Annotated in this window: 2 protein-coding genes; both read right to left on the reverse strand. The window is 65.6% G+C overall.

Annotated elements, in window-relative coordinates; all coding sequences use genetic code 11:
- Positions 1-11: 11 nt before the first annotated feature.
- Positions 12-13,118 (reverse strand): amino acid adenylation domain-containing protein, encoded by a 13,107-nt coding sequence (locus AC56PL_RS24265; RefSeq protein WP_497155400.1) that lies wholly within the window; start codon positions 13,116-13,118, stop codon positions 12-14.
- On the reverse strand, positions 13,115-20,758 hold the full coding sequence (locus AC56PL_RS24270) for an amino acid adenylation domain-containing protein (RefSeq protein WP_497155401.1): 7,644 nt from the start codon (positions 20,756-20,758) through the stop codon (positions 13,115-13,117). Before AC56PL_RS24270 ends, AC56PL_RS24265 begins: the two co-directional genes overlap by 4 nt.
- Positions 20,759-20,760 lie beyond the last annotated feature (2 nt).

Consider the following 20,760-nt stretch of genomic DNA (forward strand, 5'->3'; position numbering starts at 1 on the left):
CGAAAGACGCTCTAATCCATGCTGTTTGGGGAGCGAACCAGCGCGCGGTACCACTGCCCCACCATGTCCGGATTCAGCATGTCGTCGTGCATCGCCGGTATCCGCGAGGACCGCACAACGCTGCGGCAATGCCTCTGCCAGAGGTCGCGGGTCGCGTTTTCTGTCTCGAAGTGCAGATAACCCAGCACCAGATCGATCGGCACCGAGACCTCACCATGTGTCGGCGCCTGCTTCATCAGCCGCAGGCAGCGTGCGTACGAAGCCATGAACGCACGGGCGTCGTCGAGGCTGTAGTCCGCCATCGGTCCACCGGATCCTGCACTGCGGCGGGCGATCTGGTCCCGGGCCTCATCCCGGGGCAGCCCGGCCACCGCATCGACGTCCGCAGCAGGCAGTGCGGCATAGTGCGCAAAGATCCGAATCACCTCGCGCTCGAGCTCATCGGCATCCGGGGTGATGGTCACCGCGTCAGCGGTGATCGGCGGAGTGTCGAGGATGGTCAGGCCGCTGACGGTGGCACCGGCAGCCTCCAACTCGCGGGCGATCCCGAAGGCGATATGTCCACCGTACGAAAAGCCCAGCAGCTCATAGGGACCCTCGGGCTGGTGCTCGCGGATCACCTCGGTGTAGGTCGTCACCAGCTCGTCGAGGGTCTCGAAGTCCTGGGACGATCCGCCATGGGCCGGATCCTGCAGCGCGATCAGGCCATGGCCGTCGGGTAGATGCGGCACCACACTCGAATACACGGTTCCCGCCCCGGATATGGCGTGCACACAAAAGACATGGCGACCCTGTGCCGACGGTGCGAGTTCCACCGCGATCGGATGGCCTTGCCCACTCTGGTCTCCCGCGTCGATCGCTGCGGCGATCCCGGTGACGGTCCGCCGGTCGAAGATGGTCCGCAGGGCCAGCGGTAGTCCGGTCCTGCTGCGCAGGGCATTGGCAAACCTTGTCGCCGACAATGATTGACCACCGAGACCGAAGAAGTCGTCGTTCGATGAAATCGCCACATCCGGACCGATCTCCAAGACCTCTCGCAGCACCTCGGCGACAAAGATCTCGGTGGCCGTCTGCGGGTCCCGATGATCGATCGCCGCGAACGGCACCGGTTCCGGCAGTCCACTGGCGTCGAACTTGCCGTTGACGGTGACCGGCAGTTCGTCGAGTTCGGCAAACGCGACGGGCACCATGTAGTCGGGAAGGCGCTCCGCCAGGAAGTCTCGCAACCGGGCGATGAGCCCGTCATCGGTTGCCGGATCGGATCCGGCAACGGCTCGCGTGACATAGGCCGCCAGGTACGGCTCGGCGAGGGAACCACGGTGGCGCACAACAACTGCCGCGGTTCGCACGTCCTGATGCGATTCCAGCACAAACCTGATCTCTTCGGTCTCGACACGGAAGCCGCGAATCTTGACCTGATCATCGATCCGGCCCAGATACTGGATCGAACCGTGCTCGGTCCAGCGGACGAGATCGCCGGTGCGGTACAGCCGTTCGCCGATGCCGCCGAAGGGGTCGGCAACAAAGCGGGTTGCGGTCAGGTCCGGCCGGCCGTGGTAGCCAAGCGCTACCTGAGGACCACCGAGATACAGCTCTGCGACCACACCCACGGCCACCGGCCGTAGCGAGTTGTCGAGCACTCGCGCCGTCGAGTTGAAGGCCGGGCTCCCGATCGACAGGCCGGCCCCCGAACCCTGGCCGCCTGCGACGACCTGCGCGGTCACCAGTTCGCCGGTGATACCGACCGTGGTCTCGGTGGGTCCGTACAGGTTGTACAGATCTGCATCGAACCGGGCCAGCGCCGCGGCCGCGGTTGCCGCAGACAGTGCCTCACCACCACAGAACACCCGCCGCACCGATGCCGTGGCCTCTTTCGGGAAGTCGTACTGCAGAAGAGCATTGAGCATCGACGGAACGAACTCGACCGTTGTCAGCTGTGCCCTCTCGATCTCGTCGAGAAGGTACTGCGGATCCCGATGTCCACCCGGCTCGGCCATCACCACCGTGCCGCCGATCATCAACGGAACGAAGAACTCCCACACCGAGGCGTCGAACGAGAACGGGGTCTTCTGCAGAATCCGGTCGCTCGCATCGATTCCGGTGGCCCGTTGTTTCCAGACCAGGAAGTTGACCAGGCCCCGATGGTCGATGACCACACCCTTCGGGCGTCCGGTCGAACCCGAGGTGTAGATCGTGTAGGCGGCGTCGCCGAGCAGGATTGCCCGGCCCCGCTCGCCATCGGTGATCGGCTCCGTCGACAGTGTCGCCAGTTCGGCGCGCAGTGCGGCGTCGTCGAGTGACACCACATCGGCCGCGTCGTCGAGTGACACCACATCGGCCGCGTCGCCGAGCGCCGAGCGCCTCGTCGAATCGACGATTGTCAGTGCCACCGCACTGTTTTCGCGGATGTATTCGATGCGATCGAGTGGATAATCCGAATCGATCGGCACATAGGCAGCACCGGTGCGCATGATCGCGGTCAGGACGGCAGGCAATTCCAGACTGCGTGGCAACGCCACCGCAACCCGATCCCCCGGGCGCACACCGCGGCGCAGGAGCAGGCGGGCCAACCCGTTCGCGTGCATGTCGAACTGCGCGTAGTTCAACGTCCGGTCACCGAACACCACTGCCTCGGCAGCCGGATGCCGGTGGGCCGCGTCGATCAGCAAGTCGTTGATCGTGCCCGGTGGCAGCTCCACCTGATCGCCGGTCGACCATGCCGCCACGTTGGCCGATTCCGCGGCCGACAGGACGTCGATCTCGCGCAGCGGAACATCCGTGCGCTCGGCAACCGTGCGCAGCACGGCGATCAGTCGCTCGGCCAACGCCTCGACCGTGGACCGCTCGAACAGGTCGCTGCTGTACTGCAACGCGCAGCCGACAACGCCGGTTGCCTGGTCTTCGGTGAAATCGAAAGACAGCTCGAACTTTGCCGTGCCGTTGCCGGAGAGCTGTTCCGGTGCACCGATGCCCGCCGACGACGTATCCGGCAGCGACCCGGTCAGGTAGACGATCATCACCTGGAACAGCGGGTGGATCGCCGGGGAACGGTTCGGCGCCACTGTCTCGACAACCTGCTCGAACGGCACGTCGCGGTGGTCGAAGGCGGCAAGATCGGTCTCCCGCACCCTTCCGAGCAACTCGATGAATGTCGGATGGCCGGACAGATCCGTGCGCAGGACAACCGTGTTCAGGAAGTATCCGACCATGTCGTCGAGCCGCGCGTCGCTGCGCCCGGAGATCGGTGATCCGATCGCGATGTCGGTGCCGGCACCCATCCGGTGCAGCATCGCTGCGACCGCAGCCTGCATGACCATGAACATGCTGGCACCGGTCTGCGCTGCGAGCTCCCGCAGCGGCCGGGTGATCGGAGTATCGATCCGGCGGAAGACGGTGCCACCGCGATTGCTCATCCGATCCGGTCGGGGATGGTCGTAGGGCAACGCCAGCTCTTCTGGAAGCCCGGCCAACCGGGTCCGCCAATAGTCCAGAGCGAGTGCACCCCTCGAACTTTCGTCGTTCGGGTCGCCGAGCAGATCACGTTGCCACAGCACGTAGTCGGCGTACTGCAACGGGAGCGGGGACCAGTCCGGCGCAGCACCGGCCGATCGCGCCCGATAGGCCTCGGTCAGGTCACGCTGCAATGGCGCCGCCGACCACTCGTCCGTCGCGATGTGGTGCAGCAACAGCAGCACCAGGTCTGCTCCGGCACCGGTCTTGAGAACGGTTGCCCGCAACGGCACCTCACGATCGAGCTCAAAGCCGTATGACACCGCCGACATGACCGTCGCGACCACATCGGCCTCGCCGACCGCAATCGATTCGACAGGCACCGTGGCCGTCCCGGCCGGTTTGATGACCTGGACCGGCTCTCCATCGACCTCGGGGTAGAACGTGCGCAGAACCTCGTGCCGGGCAACAACATCGGAGAGCGCCTGCGCCAGAACCTGTTCATCGATCGGATCGGGGTGAGACCAGAACACCGGCACGTTGTACGTGGGGTCGGCACCACTGACGGCATACAACGTCCACATCTGGGCCTGCCCGGACGACAGCGGCAGCAGATCGGGGCGCGTGCGCGCGACCAATTGCGGACGCGTCTGCGTGGTCCGGCTGTTCTTCAGATGATCGGCCAACTGGGCAATCGTGGGATTCTCGAAGAGGTCCCGCATCCCCACCGAGACGCCAAGCCTCTCGCCGAGCGCGTTGGAGACCCGGATCGCGAGCAGCGAGTGTCCGCCGAGTGCGAAGAAGTCATCTTCTGCGCCGACCGGCCCCTGCGCCGGGTCCCGGCCCAGCACGTCGCCGAAGACCTCACCGAGCACCGTCTCGAGCTCACCTTCGGGAGCTCGTGAGGTGCGCGCGGCACTCGCCGGGGCCGGCAGTGAGCGCCTGTCGAGTTTGCCGCTCGGCCCCAGTGGAAGAACGTCGAGTTCGATCAGTTGCGTGGGCACCATGTAGCTCGGCAGCCGGGATGCGATGGCACTGCGTATCGTTTCGACGCCGCGATGTTCCGTAGACGACGGGTCGAGTACGTAGTAGCCCACGAGGTCATCCGCGTGCACGGCGACCGCGGCGGCCGACAATCCTCCGGTTTCGAGTATCGCCGTCTCGATCTCACCGAGTTCGATACGCAGGCCACGGAGTTTGACCTGCTGGTCGGAGCGGCCACGATAGTCGAGCCCGATCCGGCCCTCACCGTCCCGGCGCACGCATACGAGGTCACCTGTCCGGTACAGACGCTCACCGACCACAAACGGGTGTCCGACAAACCGTTCCGCCGTGCGTCGCGGGTCCGCGTGATAGCCGCGGGCCAGTTGTACGCCACCGATGTACAGCTCCCCGATCACGCCTTCGGGAACCTGTTGGAGGAATGCGTCGAGGACGAACAGGTCGGTGCCCCAGACCGGTCCACCCAGCGACAGTGAGGCACTGACCGCATCTGGATCCTCGAAGGTTCCGTCGCCCACACCGATTGCTGCGCTCACGTCCACCGCTGCCTCGGTGGGTCCGTAGAGGTTGTCCAGGCGTACCCCCGGCAGTCGTTGACGAATCGTCTGCGCGACGTCTGCCCGCAACGCTTCCCCACTGGCGATGATCGCCTCGAGTCCACGGTGGGCCAGATGCGGAACCTCCGTCAACGCCGGGGATGACAGGAATACCTCCAGCATCGACGGGACGAAGTGCGCATACCGGATCCGTTGCTGGTCGATCAACCCGGCCAGATACGCCGGATCGCGATGTCCTTCCGGTTCGGCGATCACCAGGGTGGCGCCATATGCCAACGGCCAGAACAACTCCCACACCGAGACATCGAAGCTGATCGGCGTCTTGTGTAGAACTCGGTCACCGGCCCCGACCCCGTAGACACTCTGCATCCACACCAGCCGGTTGACGATCGCCCGGTGCGAGACCACCACACCCTTCGGTCGCCCGGTCGATCCCGACGTGAACAACACGTAGGCGGGGTGTTCCGGCAACAACGCCCCGGTGCGCTCGGCGTCGGTCAGCTGATCACCCGACAGTTCGGAGAGCGCCTCGGCCACAAGCGAATCGTCCAGCACGATGGCCGGGATACCGGCAGGCAGATTAACTGCCCAATCGGCGACGGTGAGCGCCACCACCGGATTCGCGACATCGACCATGTATTGCAGCCGGTCCGCCGGATAATCCACATCGAGCGGCAAGTAGGCGGCGCCGGCCATGACGACGGCGTGGATTGCGCGCAGCAGCTCTTCCGAGCGTGGAACCGCCACGGCAACAACCGACTCCGGCCCCACTCCCGCGGCGATGAGATAGCGCGCCAACCGCGCGACGGCACCGCGGAACTCGCCGTGCGACACCGAACCGCCCCCCGGGGTCAGCAGGGCGGGCTGCGGCTGCGCCGGACGGGCGACCAGCAGGTCCGCCAACGTCGGCGATGCCGGAACCCGAGGGCCCCGGAGTGCGGCCAGGGCCTCGTTGTCCGCGGCATCTATCACCGTGAGGTCGCCGATCCGCACGCCTGGACACGCTGCCACCTGGCGCAGGATGCCCACCAGACGACGTGCGAATCCTTCGACGGTGGAGCGGTCGAACTGCTCGGTGGAGTACTCCACACCAATGGTCATCGAGGTGTCTGTGTCGACAAAGGTGAACGCGAGGTCGAACTTCGCATGCTGTGCCTGCAGGTTCTCGAATTCGGTTGGCATACCCAGGAAATCAGGGTTGGCACCACCGATCTGCAGGTAGCTGACCATCACCTGGAAGAGCGGGTTGCGACCGGCCACCCGCGACGGGCTCAGAGCTTCGACGATCTGCTGGAAGGGCAGGTCCTGATTCTCGAAGGCGGCCAGATCGACCTCACGCGTGCGCTCCAGCAGGTCGGTGAACGCCGGGTTGCCCGAGACGTCCATCCGCAGCACCTGCGTCGAGACGAAGAACCCCACCAGATCGGCCAGGGCCGGATCGCCTCGACCGGAGATCGGCGAACCGAAAGCCAGGTCGGTCCCGGCGCCGAGGCGACTGAGCAGCGCGGCCACCGCAGCCTGGGTGACCATGAACATGCTGGCGTTGACCTCACGTCCCACGGCCAGCAGTGCGTCCCGGACCTCGGGTCCGACCTCTGCGGTGACCATGTCACCCGCCCCGGTCGGGACCGTCGGCCGACGCCGATCGCGCGGCAGTTCGATCTCGTCGGGCAGACCGGCCAGGGTCTGCTTCCAATAATCGAGCTGGCGCGCCGCGCGAGACCCGGGATCCGACACCGATCCCAGCCGCTCGAGCTGCCAGCGGGTGTAGTCGGCGTATTGCACGGGCAGGTCGGCGAATCCGGGTGCCGTACCGGACAATCGGGCCAGGTAGGCAATGGTCAGATCGGTCAGCAGCGGGCGGTCCGACCACTCGTCGGTGACCATGTGATGCAGGGCCAACGCGATGACCGAGTGTTCACCGGCTTCGCCCACCCGGATCAGGCAGGTCCGCAGAACCGGTCCGCGTTCCAGGTCGAAGCGTCGGGTCAGATGTTCTGCGACAGTGGCGCGGATCGCGGTGTCGTCGGCGCCGCGGCGCTCGAGTACATCGAATGCCAATGCATCGTCCGCCATACCGACGTGCTGGGTCGGCTGTCCGTCCACGACACGAACCACCGTGCGCAGCGCCTCGTGCCGGTCCAGCACGTCGAGAAGTGCTGCACGCAGCGCATTCTCGTCGACAACTCCACCGACACGCGCCACATGCGCGTAGTGGTACGACAGATCGTCGCCATCGAGTGAGTGCAGGAGCCACAGACGTTCCTGGGCCGCAGACAACGGAACCAGTTCGGGCCGTGGCGTGTTCGCGACGGCGATCAACGATGACGTCTCCGGATCGGCCCGGAGATCTCCACCCTGCAAACGCGCAGCCAGGGCAACCGGTGTCCGCGCCTCGAACAGATCACGGATCGCAAGCTTGCGGCCGTCGACCTCAACTCTGCCGACCAACTGCATCGCCGACATCGAGTGCCCACCGAGTGAGAAGAAGTCGTCGTCGATACCGACCTCGTCGACCTCGAGGATCGAGGCAAATGCCTCACACAAAGCACGTTCGGTGTCGGTTCGCGGCGCACGTCGCACGCCACCGACCGCCAGTTCCGGCTTGGGCAGCGCGGCGATGTCCAGCTTGCCGTTGACGGTCATCGGCAGGCTCTCCACCGCCGAGAACAACGCCGGGACCATGTAGTCGGGCAACAATCCACCCAGGTACGCACGCAGCGCAGCCAGATCACCATCGAAGCCCGTCGCGGGCACCACGTACGCGACGAGGCGTTTGGTACCGGGAAGTGATGGATCCGGAGCGGCTATCACGGCGGCCCGCACGATGTCGTGATGCGCGTCGAGGACGGCCTCGATCTCGCCGACCTCAACCCGGTAGCCACGGATCTTGACCTGATCATCGGTGCGTCCCAGGAACTCCAGGTTCCCGTCGGCGCGCCATCGCATCAGGTCACCCGTGCGGTACATCCGCTGCCCGGCGGCGGCGAACGGGTCGGCCACAAATCGCTCGGCGGTCAGTGCGGCCCGGTTCAGGTAACCCCGCGCCAAACCGGCGCCGGTCACATACAGTTCGCCGACCACGCCCTCGGGTACGGGCCGCAGCCACGAATCGAGGAGGTGGGCCTGCGTGCGACTGATCGGATGTCCGACGGTGGGTTTGTCACACTCGTCGGTGCCTGCGCCAAGCGTGTTGATCGTGTACTCGGTGGGTCCGTACAGGTTGTAGCCCAGCACATCCGGCGTTTCGCGTAGCTGTTGCCAGATGTTCTCCGGAACCGCTTCGCCGCCGAGCAGGACCAGCGGTGGGCGATGCCCGGGATACGGGGTTCTGACGTCCTCCGGTCCGGCGAGAAGTCCGGCTTCGAACAGATGATGAGCGTACGTCGGGGTGACATTGACGACGTCGATGAGGTGGCGACGGCAGTAGTCCACCAGCCCGGCGGCATCGCGGCGGAGTTCTTCGTCGCAGACATGGACTTCGTGGCCTTCGACAAGCCACAACAGCTCTTCCCACGACATGTCGAACGCAAACGACACGGTGTGGGCGATGCGAAGTCGGCCGCTCCTGCCGGACTCGGCGACGGCCCGAACCGTCGGATCGAAGATCGCACTGCGATGGTTGAGCTGCATGTTCGTCAGCCCGAGATACGGCGTCGACACGCCCTTGGGCAGGCCCGTCGAACCCGAGGTGAAGATGACATAGGCCGGATGCCGAAGGCGGCCCGGTGTTCCGGGCGCAAACATCCCGAGTTCGGTGTCGGTCAAGGGTGATTCAGACACCTCGGCCAGGTGTCCGCGGGTCTCGGCGTCGTCGAGGATCAGCAGATTCCGCCCGCCGAGTCGCTGCGCTGTGCCCGCGACGGTGAGGACCACCATCGGATCACCCTGGTCGAGGATCGCCGCGAGACGGTCGTCGGGATGATCGAGTTCCAGTGGCAGATACGCTGCACCGCAACGGAGTACTGCGAACAGCGCAACCACCGTGTCGATGCTGCGCGGTAGCGCGATCGCCACGATCGACTCGGGACCGGCACCCTGGCCCACCAGGAGTCGGGCCAACCGATTGATCCGGGCATCGAGTTCTGCGTAGGTGAGGCGCTTGTCCCCGAACACGAGCGCGCTCTCCGCCGGTATGAGTGCCGCTCGGTCGGCGAGCATCTCGGAGATCGTGATGTCGGGCAGGTCCTGGAGGTCGGCGAGGTCATGGAGCGGTTCGGTTCGATCCGCAGGGAGCGCAACGGGCAGCGCGGCCGCGGCGACGGTGCCGGGAGCATCGACGAATGTCGCGAGCACCGAACGGAACTCGTCGGCGATCGTGGCGGCCAGGTGGTCGCTGATCAGGTCTGCCCGGTACTCGATCCGGAATCGGATGTCCTCGCTCGGCGTCACCACGATGGTGACCGGGTAGTGCGTGTGATCGAGACTGCCCTCACCGAGCAGGCCGTGCCGCTGCGATTGTTCGGCCTCTTCGTCCTCGGTGCGAAAGTTCTGCAGCACGTACAGGACGTCGAACAGCGTCGAGACTCCGGCGGCGCGCTGGATTCCGGCGAGTCCCAGATGGTCGTATGCCATCGAATCGACCCGGTCGGTCTGCACCCTGCGCGCAAGTTCGGTGAGTGTCTCTCCGGGCCGCAGCCCCACCCTGACCGGAATCGTGTTCAAGAACAGCCCGATGACTCCTTCGAGACCGGGGACCTCGGTCGGGCGACCCGACACGGTGGAACCAAAAATCACATCGGCCCGACCGAGGTGACGTGAGAGCACCAGCGCCAGAGCGGAATTGAGTGTTGCATTGAGCGTGACACCCGCCAGACGAGATGCCCCACGGAGGTCGACTGAGAGATCCGCTCCGAGAGTGCGTTCGATGCGCTCCGGTGCCGCGGTCACCGTACCCGCCGCACGCGGCGCGAGCAGCGATGGTTCTTCGACACCGGAGAGGATCTGCGCCCACGCGTCGTGCGCGGCCTGCTGGTCCTGTCCACCGAGCCAGGCAAGGTAATCGCCGAACGTCGCATGCGGAGCTTCGACGGTGCCGAAATCTGCTGCGGAATAAAGTGCCAGCAGCTGGGAGACAAAGGGGCCACCCGACCAGCCGTCCCACAGCATGAACTGACGATTGATCACGAGTCGGTCATGACCTGAGTCGAGATGGATGAGCGTCATCCGCCACAGCGGCGGTGCATCGAGTGTGAACGGGGTTCGCCGGTCCCGGAGCAGCTCGGCTTCGAGCATCGCGTCGCGATCGGCAGCCGGGTATCCCGACAGATCGACCTCGACCAATGCGGGTTCGAGGTCATCGACCACGAATTGGACCGGCGCATCAAAACCGTCGACGGTGAAACCCGCACGAATTGCGGGATTGCGTTTCATCAGCTCGGTGGCGGCGACCCGTAACCGGTCCGCGTCGAGCCGGTGATCGACGTCCAACCAGAACTGTGCCGTGTAGATGTCATTTCCGCTGTCCACCTGGGCCTGATAGAACAGGCCCTCCTGTAGCGGCGACAGTGGCCACACATCGCAGATGTGTTCTCCGGCCAGTGAAATCAGGGCCTCGTCCTGCTCGGGGGTCACCCGTACCAGGTAGCGCGACGTCCGCGCCGCCGCTACAGGCAACAGAGCTGTCAGGGTCTGCGACCAGATCGTCGAAAGCTGTTCGAACTCGAGTTCACCTGCCGCCGAGAACCTTCCCTGCACATGCGCCGACCAGCCGTCAGCACCGCGACGCAAGGCCAGTCTGATCGCCGTCTGCGCAGGCAACGGTTCGTCGGTGTCCATTCGTTCGACCCGCAGGTCCACCGGCGGTAAGGCCGCCAGGGCGGCGCCTGCCTGCGGCTGCAGGTGCCGAAGAACCTCGTAGCGCACATCCGCTGCGTCGGACCAGAACTCGCGGGCGGTCTCGATGAGCTGCGCCGACTCGGCCCCCGAGCCTGTCGACAACCGGATGGGCGCCACCGAACGGAGCGGGCCGACGGTCCCGGACAGGTCCAGGCCGAACGGGGTCTTGTGGTGGATGTCCTGGCCGACCTCGAAGACGACCTCGGTCCGGTCGATACCGCGGGCAGCATCCCAACGCGCGACCGTCACAGCCGCCGCGGCGGACAACACCGCTGTGAGTTCTTCAGCTGCCAACTCATCGGGTGCGGCAACAGGTGATACCGACTCGTACCCGGTCTGGGCCGACTGATCCAAATCCCCCTGGTGGATCACACCGGCCGCCACCCGACCGCCCGGGGCATGGACCGCAAGCCAGCGGGGCAATTCGGCGAGCAGTTGGGGTGAGCGCGATCGGGCCGAGAGTTCGCGGGCCAGCGCTGCGATGTGTGTTGCGGGTGGATCGATTCGAATCGCCCGTCCGGCCAGCGCGTCCAGAACGGCCAGTTCCAGCTCGGCCGCCAGTACGTCCAGCGACACCTCATCGACGAACAATGCGGCAACCGTCAGATGTGCTGTGAGCTCTTCGGATCGCCAGTGCGCGCACAGGATCCGACCGGCGCGGACGTCGATCTCGTCTCCAGAAGCGGCGCGTTCGGGATCGACCGGTTCCAGGGACCACAGTCCCGCAGCGGGTTCGGCCAACCGGCTGTGCAGGATCGGATGGGCGCTCACCAGTGAATACGCCGCGTCGCGGACGACCTCGGCGGTGGATCCGGCGGGCAAGGTCACCGTCCGGGTCCGCAATGCTGCGACGGTCTCCGACTGCTGCCGCGCCCGGTGCAGGGACGGAAGCAGTGGCAGCGCTTGCGGTTCGCCGCCGGACACCGCCACAGCGCTCGACCCCAGTGCCTGCAGCCTGGCGGTCGGGTCGACAAACAGTTCCTCGAAGAACGCCTCCAGTTCGCGGCTGATCTCGAGCACATCATCTTTGGCGTCGGCTACACCCCGCAACGCGATGCGGATCGGTTCGAGACCCCGCTGAATCACGGCGAGGAACTCAACGTCTCCGACCGGACCTGATGCGAGCGGGACGAACTGCGCAGGCAAACCTCCGACGGTGGCGTTCGATGAGGCGGACAGGACATTGATACCGGCGCCGAACATGCGGTACCCGGGGTCGAGGCCGCGTAGTTCCCGGCCGAGGTCTTCACCCCGAAACCGACTGTGCTTCAACATCTCGGCGAGACGGTCGGCAACTCTGCGGGCGATGTCGGTGAGTGTGTCGCGACCGTCGACGGGAACTCGCAGTGGCAAGACACTGGTCACCATTGCCGGAACGGTTCGCAGTTCACTGACCCCACGCGCGGTGGTCGGCAGCGCGAAAACGATGTCGGACAGACCGGTCCTTCGATGGGTGAACGCGGCGAGCACACCGATCAGCACCTGCGCCAACGACAGACCGTGATCCTTGCCCAGGTCCTGCAGGACCTTCGTGCGGTCGGTGTTCAGGATCACCGCAGCATGCTCGGTCCCCTGCGCGGGTGGCAGAAAGCGATTCAACAGACGCGGGGCAGGCGGCAGGTCGGCCATCTGCCCGACCCAATACGCCCGGTCTGCGTCGAACTGTTCCGAGTCCCGATAGTCCTGATCTGCCTTGACGTAGCCCTCTATCGACCATCGCGGTCCCGGATCGAACTCGGCAGGTGCGGGGTAGGCACGACGCACAGAGAGACCGAGCTGCATCAGTCCGACACCGTCGCAAACGATGTGATGTGCGTGCAGGAACCAGATGGTCACAGAGTCCGACAACAGCAGGACGGCGGTCCCGAACAGATCGTCGGTGGCGACGTCGTGGGGCCGGTCAAGCTCAGCTCGCATCCACGCCATCGCGGCAGCACGCGGATCTGCGTCCGCGCGCAGATCGACAACGTCGGGAATGGTGTTCCCCGGCGGCGTGACGACTTGCCGGAGTTCTCCGTCAGACGCCATGGTGAATCGAACGTGCAGGGTGGGAGCTTTGGCGACCACGCTGCCGATCGCGGTGGTGAGCCGATCGATGTCGAGCGGACCCGACGTCACCTCTCCATAGAGGCCGGTGTTGTAGAGCGTGGCGTCCAGCGCGGTCTGCGCGCCGAGGAACACATCTCGTTGAGCAGCCGTGGCAGGCAGCGTCACCGGACCCTGCGCTGCGGTCTCGTCCACGTTGCCGTAGGACTCCTTGACGTCGGTCACCGTGCTACCTCCACCGAATTCGTGGCGGGATCCGCCAATTGCCCACTGACCGACATCCATCGCCGCGCCACACTCACCACTTCGTCCTCGGCCAGGACACTCGGCAGGTATGTGAACCTGCCACGCAGTACCGGGCCATCGGGCCCATCGATGCACACGATCTCGATCTCCAACGCATACGGGACACCAAGATCCGTATCCGGTGGGGTATCCAGAGCCTGCGACTCCTCAGACGGCAGCCAATCACCACCCTTGCCGACCGGGATACGCCCCAAGTAGTTGAACAGCACTTGGGCACTGCCTGTTTCAGACAGAATCGCACTGGTCTGGGGATCGAGATAGCGAAGCATTCCATATCCGAGTCCGGATCCCGGTACCGCGGCCAGCGCTGCCGCGGTCTGCGCCACCGCGTCGCCAACAGATGTGAAGGCGGGCAACCGAACCGGTGCCATCGCGGTGAACCAGCCGAGTGTTCGCGTCAGTTCCACCGACGGACCCGAATCGGGATCTTCACGGCCATGACGCTCGACGTCGACGACGATTTCACGCTCGCTCTCGCCGAGAACCGCTCGAACCGATCCGAGCAGGACCGCGGTCACCTCGACTCCGGACAGTGCCGGCACCGACGTGAGCAGCGCAGCGCTGGTCTCGGTATCGAGCGCGACCTCGACCATGCGCTGCTCGCCCACCGTCCCGGCCACCGGACCCGAAACCAGTTCGCCGCCCGGCGCCAGCACATCTTGCCAATGCGAGAGCTCACGCTGCCGACCGGAGTCGAGCGCCGCAGCCGAAACCCGGTCCGCAAACTCCGTCAAAGTGGTTCGCGCGGACAACAGGTCGATCGGACTGCCGGCCTGTATGTCCGCCCACGCCTGTTCCAGGTCTTCGAGAATGATTCGACGGGACACACCATCGATGGCCAGGTGGTGGATGACAAGAACCAGCCGGCCCGGGGCGCTGGGCCGGTCGAGGTAGACCGCGGCCAGCATCCGGCCGGCTTCAGGATTGAGGCGATCGCGGGCGGCCGAGGAAGCGCGGGCCACCGCATCGCTCAGGTCGGCGTCATCGGACACTCGCACCACTTCCACGCAGTCTGCGCCCGACACCGCGCCCCGTGGCCTGATCTCGAGAGACCACAGGATGCCTGCAATATCGGTGAGTTGCAGGCGCAAGGCGTCGTGATGATCGACCATGGCCGACACGATCGAGCGAATGACCTCACCGTCGGCCGATACCGGAACCTGCACCACCATCGACTGATTGATGTGGGTACTCGATCCGCCCAGCTCACGTAGACGAGACATGATCGGCAACAATGCAACCGGGCCGACCGCGGCATCGATATCGGCTTGGTCCTGCGACTCGTTTGTCGCCACCGCCGCGAGTGCGGCGACGGTTCGATGGGTGAAGATGTCCCGTGTCGCCAAGGTCAGACCTCGGCGCTGCGCCCGATTCACGAGCTGGATCGACACGATACTGTCACCGCCGAACGCAAAGAAGTCGTCGTCGACCGAAACCTGTTCAAGTCCAAGCGTTTCGGCAAACACCTCACACAGGATCCGCTCGTTGTCGGTCTCCGGTTCCCGCGAGGTGACGCTCGTGGTGAAGTCCGGATCGGGAAGTGCGCCGCGATCGAGCTTGCCGTGCGGTGTCATCGGGAAGTCGGGCAAGAACACCAACGCCGACGGCACCATATAATCGGGAAGCCTGAAGTTCAAATCACTGAATATGCGGTCACGAGAAGTGAGGTCCGCTGATTCCGGATCAGCCGAATCGGGATTGCTCGCAGCAACCACGTAACCCACCAAAATGGTTGCACCCGAGGGGCCCTCACGGTCGACCACGACGGCGTCGCGGACGCCCTCGACGTCGCGGATCGCCGCTCCGATCTCACCGAGTTCGATACGGAATCCGCGGATCTTGACCTGCTGGTCGGCGCGTCCCACGTAGTCAAGGGCGCCCCGATCGGTCCACCGGACCACATCTCCGGAGCGGTACATCCGCTCCCCTTCCGCGCCCCAGGGGTCGGCGACGAAACGCACGCTGCTGAGACCGGCGCGCCGCAGATATCCGGCGGTGACCTGTGGCCCCGAGAGGTACAGCTCACCGCTCACGCCCACACCGACGGGGCGCAGCAGGTGGTCGAGTACGCGCGCCCGGAATCCGGCAAGCGGGGCGCCGATCAAACTCGACGGCACCCGGGTGTCGTTCTCTGTGATCTGGAGCCAACTCGCGTGGACGGTGGTCTCGGTGATGCCGTACATGTTGATCAGAGCCGGACCTGCCTGCGCGGCACCGGATGCGCGGCGGTGCCGCGCAAACCACCCGGAAAGAGCCGGGAGTTCCAGGGCTTCGCCGCCGAAAATGATGTACCGCAACGACTCTGCCATGCCCGGCGTTTCGGTGTCGGCCGCATCGAACTGCCGGAAGGCGGTAGGGGTTTGGTTCAGGACGGTCACACCGGCACGGTTGATCGTCTCGAGCAACGCCCGGGGTGATCGGGCCTCGTCGCGACCGAGAACCTGGATCCGGCCCCCGTAGGCAAGAGCCCCCCACAATTCCCACACAGAGAAGTCGAACGCGTAGGAGTGAAAGAGCGACCACACGTCGCTCGGGCCGAACTCGAACCGATCTGCGGTGGCACCGAGCAAGGCGCACACATTGCCGTGCGAGACGACCACACCCTTGGGCCGACCGGTACTGCCCGACGTGTAGATCACGTAAGCCGGATCCTGTTCGGTCAGCACCACCGGCGGCATGGGCGCAGCCGAATCGACGGTCTGCCAGGCTGTCTCGAGGTCCACCACGGTTGCCTGCGGCGGCAATCCGGTAGGTGGACGGGTGCCACCGGCAACCACGACCACGCTCGGAGCACAGTCCTGCACAATCATTCGGATTCGATCGGCCGGGTAGTCCGGATCGATAGGGACATATGCCGCACCTGCGCGCAGGGTGGCGAGTACCGCCACCACCAGATCCGTTGTCCGCGGGATCATCAGCGCCACAAAGCAGCCGCGGCCGGCTCCGGCCGCCACCAGTGTCGCCGCCAGTGTTCGAGACCGTTGGTCGAGCTCGGAGTAGGTCAGGGCCGCGTTCGCGTCCTGCACTGCAACCGATTCCGGATGGTCGCGCACGGTCTGCGCGAACACATCTGTCAGCGACGACGCCACCGGAGTGCAGGGCTGCGCGCCGGCCAGCACCAACTGCGCTTCGGTGGCGGTGATCAATCGCAAAGAGGACACGTGGGTGGTCAGGTCTTCGGCCATGGCCGTGAGCACGGCCCGCACCCGTCCTGCCATCGTCGCCACGGTCGATCGATCGTAGAGATCGGTTGCGTACTCGAATGTTCCGGTCAGTCCGCGGCCCTGCGCCGATTCGCGGAACTCACACGTCAGATCGAACTTCGCAGTCCGGGAATCGGCAAAGACCGGTTCGGCCACCGTGCCCCGGAACTTCGGGGCGACAATCGCGTTCCGGTACTGCACCAGCGTCTGGAACAGCGGTTGACGCGCCAGCGAGCGCTCCGGATCCAGATCGTCGACGATTCGCTCGAACGGAACATCTTGGTGCACATACGCTTCGAGGTCAGCGGTGCGAACGGCCGTGATCACCTCGGCCAGGGTCGGGTCACCACCGAGGTCCGTGCGCAGTACCAGCGTGTTGACAAAGAACCCGACCAATTCATCGAGAGCGTTGTCGGTGCGACCCGCAACCGGTGTTCCGACCACGATGTCGGTGCCTGCGCCCGACGCCGACAGCGCAATGGCCGTCGCCGCGTGGACAATCATGAACATCGACGATCCGGTGGCCCGCGCAACCTGCCGCAGGGCAGCGAGTTCTTCCGCGCCCATGCTGAACTCGACTGTGCCGCCGCGATACGTCGCATGTACCGGACGCGCCCGGTCGTAGGGCAACGGCAGCTCAACGGGTATTCCCGCAAGCCGGTCCCGCCAATAGTCGAGTTGCCCACGGGTGAGTTCGGTCGGCTGATCCGGTTCCCCGAGGACGCGACGTTGCCACAGCGCGTAGTCCGCGTATTGCACCGGCAGCATCGGCAGTGACTCACCCTGATAGGCCCGGGCCAGGTCACTCATCAACGCCGTCGCCGACCATTCGTCGGCGACGATGTGATGGACCAGCAGCACCAGCACGCAGCGTTGCGGACCGATGTCGATCAGCTCGCCGCGGATCGGGAGTTCCGAGGTCAGATCAAAGGTCTGTTCACCGAGAGACTGCAACTTGTCGGCCACATCGCCGTCGCCACAGGAACTCTCGTTCCACGCCACCTCGGTTCCGACCGGAAGGATGACCTGCATGGCGTGACCGGTCTCGGCGTCTTCCGGGAAGATCGTTCGCAGTGCCTCATGCCGGTCCACCACCGCTGCCAGGGCCCGCCGCAGCGCATCCCGGTCGAGGTGACCACGCAGCCGCAATGCGAAGCGCAGCGTGTAGGCCGACCGGGTTTCTTCGATCCGGTGCAGGAATCGAAGACGTTGCTGCGCGAACGACAAAGGCAGCGGTGCGGGCCGGGTCTGCGCCACAAGAGGTTCGGTGGCCGTGCCGGCATCGGACTCGACGAGTTCCGCCAGTTGTGCGGGTGTGGGTCTTTCGAAGATGTCGGCGACGGTGAGTGCTGAGCCGAGTGCCGCGCGCAACCGGGTGATCAGACGGGTGGCCGACAGCGAATGCCCACCGAGATCGAAGAAGTTGTCCTCGGGTCCGATCATCGAAACGCCCAGGACCTCGGCGAACAGGGTGCACAACTGCGCCTCTGCCCAGGTGCGCGGTTCACTGCGCCCACCACCCTCACCGGTGACAACGGGTTCCGGCAACCTCTCACGATCGAGCTTGCCGTTCGGGAGGACCGGAAGGTCCACGACCAGGGTCCACGCGGTGGGGATCAGGTGTCCCGGCAGCCGCTGGGACATCGCCTGGCGCAGCGTCTGCCCTGTCACGCCACCATGTTCGGGCACAACGTATCCGGCCAGCAGGTTGTCGCCGTGCGCATCGGCACGGACTGCAACAGCGCCCGCCCGGACCTCGGGCAACGCCGCCAGGACCGCCTCGACCTCGGCCAGTTCGACACGGTGACCCCGGATGGTCACCTGACTGTCACTGCGGCCCAACAGTTCCAATCGGCCGTTCTCGTCGAAGCGGCCCAGATCACCGGTGCGATAGAGCCTGGTGCCGTGCCCGGCGGGATCCGCCACGAAGGCCTGCGCGGTGGCCCCCGGCCGACCGCGGTAGCCGCGCGCCAACTGGGCACCACGTACGTACACCTCGCCGACCGCGCCCGGCGCGGCCGGCTGCAGGAATATGTCGAGCAGAGCGATCCCGGTGCCGGGCACCGCGGAGCCGACCAGTACCCGGTCGCCCGGAGTCACCACCGCAGTGGTCACGTCACCGGCGACCTCCGACGAACCGTACGAGTTGACCAGCTGTGCACCGGGCGTCGCGTGGCTGATCCGATTCACCGCATCGGTGGTGAGCGGTTCACCGCTCAGGATCCATCGGCGCAGCGATGGCACCGGCGTGGTGTCCACCAGCGTCGTGGCCAGTCCACCGATCGCCGTCAGCTGGCTGACCACATGGTCACCGATGAGCCGTCCCAGGGCTTGCGGGTCTTTGGCCTTCCCGGAATCGGCCATGACCACCTGTGCCCCGGATGCCAGCGCACCGAGTAGTTCTGTGGATCCGTCGATGAAACTGAACGAGCTCTTCGCGAGCCGGACATCGGCAGTGGGCAACGACCAGTCCCGTGCCGCCCACGCGATTCGGTTGGCAAGCGCACCTGCTGTTCCCAGCACAGCCTTGGGCGTGCCGGTCGACCCGGACGTGTAGATGACGTAGGCCATCGTGGCCGGGATGTACGTATCGGCCGCTCTCGTGGTGCGCCTGTTTCGGGATTCGATCGTCGCCGGATCGACAACCGGGCAGCCCGCGAAGGCACCGACCCGCAGATCGTCGGTGACCACCAGCGCGGGTACGGCATCGGAGATCATGTAGGAAATTCGCTCGGCCGGGTACTCCAGGTCGATGGGCAGATACGCCGCACCCACCTCTAATGCGGCCAGCATCGACACCACCGCGTCGATGCCACGCGGCACCGCAATCGCAACGACACTCTCGCAGCCGATTCCACGCGAGACGAACTCGTGCGCGAAGTCGTCGACGCGGGCAAGCAGTTCTTCATAGGTGAGCGTTGCGGATTCGGTCACCAGCGCGATCGCGTCAGGGCCCGCTGCCGCGCGGGTTCGGATCTGCTCCGGCACCGACGGCGCCGGCCCGGCGGCGGTGATCGCCGACCACGTCTCGAGTTGCTCGCGCTCTGTCGGTGACGTGAAGTCGATGCTGCCAAGAGAGCGCTCCGGCGCCTCGGCAAAGAGACTCAGCCCCATGCACATCCGGTCAACCAACGACCGGACCACAGGTTCGGCGATCCGACTCGGCGAGAACTTCACGAGAATCCGGATCCCGGACGACGGTGAAGGAACCACGGTGAGGGACAACGGGAACTCGGTGGCGTCCGCGATGACCGGTTCACCCATGTCGAGGCCGGCACTGCGTTGCGCCTCGTCGATGACCGCGGAGTCGATCAAGAAGTTCTCGACCACCAACATGGTGTCGAAGAGGTCGCCGACCCCGGCCGCGCGCTGCAGCGCACCCAGACCCACGTGCATCGCGGGCATCAGCGCAATCTGCTTTCGCTGCAAGAAGATTGCGTTGTCGATCAGGCTGTCTGACGGCGACAACCGCACCCGGACGGGCACGGTGTCGACAAATGTCCCGATCGCCGACTCGATGCCTTCGATCTCCGGCGGGCGCCCCGAGACGGTTGCACCGAACACCACATCGGTTCGCCCGAGATGCTTCCCGAGAACGGTCGCCCACACCAGTGACAGTGCGGTGTTGAGCGTCAGACCTGCCGCACCGAGCGTTTCACGAAGCCGGGCGACCACCTCCGATGCCACCGACACCTCGAACTCGGCGGGCAGTTCCGACCGTGCCCCCGGTGATCGCGCCTCGGCGAGCAAAGTGCCACCGGAGAGGTCGGCCAACTCCGTTTTCCAGAACTGTTCCAGGCGTTGCCCACCCGACTGCTGGTCCGCGGCGAGCCAGGTCAGAAAACTCCAGTAGGCGCTCGTACCGTCGGCCGGATCGGTGGGATCGTCGCCGTAAGAACGCAATACATCGGTCAGCAGCAGATACAGCGACCACCCGTCCACGATCAGGTGGTGCACGGTCAGCACCAGGGTGCACTGCTGCGGGGCGGTGCGGACCAGGGCTGCGCGCAACAGTGGCGGTGAGGTGAGGTCGAACCGGTGTGTGCGCTCGGCGGCGACCAGCCGGTCCAGATGCGCGATCTGCTCGGCCCCGGGCCGGTCGGAGTCGTCGAACTCCTGCCACCCGAACTCGGTCGACGACCGGACCAGGCCCACGGGCTCACCGGTCTTGCGGCGGGCAAAACCGGTGCGCAGACCGGGATGCCGATCGATCACCGCTGCAATCGCCGACCGCAGCCGCTGCGCGTCGACCACGCCCTGCAAAGGCACCGACAGGACTATCGAATACGGGTCGGTCCCAACCGCATTCGTGGATTGATAGACCAACGATTCCTGCAATGGCGTCAGCGGTACCACGT

This window comes from Williamsia sp. Y721, assembly GCF_059683565.1.